Origin of the sequence: Pontibacter cellulosilyticus (assembly GCF_014306105.1) — a bacterium.
GTDB classification, from domain to species: Bacteria; Bacteroidota; Bacteroidia; order Cytophagales; family Hymenobacteraceae; genus Pontibacter; species Pontibacter cellulosilyticus.
In genome coordinates, this window is record NZ_JACRVF010000012.1 from 1 (window position 1) to 2,019 (window position 2,019).

Consider the following 2,019-nt stretch of genomic DNA (forward strand, 5'->3'; position numbering starts at 1 on the left):
ATGAAGATATTGATTACGGGCGGCGCCGGCTTCATCGGCTCGCATGTGGTGCGTTTGTTCGTGAACAAGTACCCGAGTTACCAGATCTACAACCTCGACAAGCTGACGTACGCCGGCAACCTGGCCAACCTGACCGACGTCGAGGACAGGGAGAACTATACTTTCCTGAAAGGCGACATCGTGGACGCTGTCTTTGTGGAGGATATCTTCTCAGAGCACAAGTTCGACGCGGTGATTCATCTGGCGGCCGAGTCGCACGTGGACCGCTCCATCGCAGACCCGCTGGCCTTTGTGCAGACCAACGTGATCGGCACGGTGAACCTGCTGAACACCGCGAAAAAGCACTGGGCTGAGAACCTGCAAAATCACCTGTTCTACCATATCTCCACCGACGAGGTGTACGGCTCGCTGGGAGAGGACGGACTGTTCACAGAGGAAACCCCTTACGACCCACGCTCACCGTACTCTGCCTCCAAGGCAAGCTCTGACCACTTTGTGCGCGCCTGGTTCCATACTTATGGTCTGCCGATTAAAATATCGAACTGCTCTAACAACTACGGCCCGAACCACTTCCCGGAGAAGCTTATCCCGCTGGCCATCAACAACATCAAAAACGAGAGGCCGGTGCCTGTTTACGGTAAGGGCGAGAATGTGCGCGACTGGCTCTACGTGCTGGATCATGCCCGTGCCATTGATGTGATCTTCCACAAGGGCAAGGTAGGCGACACCTACAACATCGGCGGCGTGAACGAGTGGAAGAACCTGGACCTGATCGAGCTGCTCTGCGACCAGATGGACCAGAAGCTAGGCAGAGAGCAAGGCCACAGCAGGAATCTGATCACGTTTGTAAAAGACCGCGCCGGCCACGACCTGCGCTACGCCATCGACTCCTCCAAGCTGATGGACGAGCTGGGCTGGAAGCCGTCGGTTACCTTTGAAGAAGGCCTGAGCAAAACCGTGGACTGGTACCTGGAGAACACCGAGTGGCTGGAGAACGTGACCTCAGGCCACTACCGTGACTACTACGAGGAGCAGTACACAAACCGCTAAAGCGGTAATTGTTAAATTGATGGGTTGTTGAATTGTTAATCTGGAGAAACAGAGAGCAATAAATCACTTGACAATCTGACCATCAAACAATTAAGTTATTAGATACATGAAAGGAATTATACTTGCCGGTGGCTCCGGCACGCGCTTGCACCCGCTTACCCTTGCCGTGAGCAAGCAGCTGATGCCGATTTACGACAAGCCGATGATCTACTACCCGCTGGCCACGCTGATGCTGTCGGGCATCAGGGAGATACTCATCATCTCCACGCCGCACGACCTGCCGATGTTCGAGCGCCTTTTGGGCGACGGCAGCCAGATCGGGTGCAGCTTCAGCTACAAGGTGCAGGAGGTGCCCAACGGGCTGGCGCAGGCCTTTGTGATAGGCGAGGAGTTCATCGGCTCAGACAAAGTGGCGCTGGTGCTGGGCGACAACATCTTCTACGGCTCGGGCATGAGCAAGCTGCTGCAGGCCAACAATAACCCGGACGGCGGCGTGGTGTACGCCTACCACGTGCACGACCCGGAGCGCTACGGCGTGGTGGAGTTCGACAAGGAGAACAACGTGCTCTCGATAGAGGAGAAGCCGAAGCAGCCAAAGAGCAACTACGCAGTGCCGGGCCTCTACTACTACGACAACGACGTGGTGGAGATAGCCAAGAACCTGGAGCCGAGCGCGCGCGGCGAGTACGAGATCACCGATGTGAACAAGGAGTACCTCAGAAGGGGCAGGCTGAAGGTGGGCATACTGGACAGGGGCACCGCATGGCTTGATACCGGCACGATACAGTCGCTGATGCAGGCGGCCACGTTCGTGCAGGTGATCGAGGAGCGCCAGGGCCTTAAAATCGGCTGCATCGAGGAGGTGGCTTACCGCATGGGCTTTATAAATGCCGAGCAGCTGCAAAGGATCGCCGAGCCACTGCGCAAGAGCGGCTACGGCGACTACCTGCTAAGCGTGCTCAGAGAAGC

The 2,019-nt window shown here is 56.7% G+C and carries 2 protein-coding genes; both read left to right on the forward strand.

All coding sequences use genetic code 11. The features are described 5' to 3' along the window. Positions 1 to 1,050, forward strand: a 1,050-nt coding sequence (rfbB, locus tag H8S84_RS19950) for a dTDP-glucose 4,6-dehydratase (RefSeq protein ID WP_187069177.1), incomplete at its 5' end; no start/stop codon positions are given. A 106-nt stretch (positions 1,051 to 1,156) separates the two neighbouring features. Then, a partial coding sequence (rfbA, locus tag H8S84_RS19955) for a glucose-1-phosphate thymidylyltransferase RfbA (protein WP_187069178.1) occupies positions 1,157 to 2,019 on the forward strand: 863 nt, incomplete at its 3' end.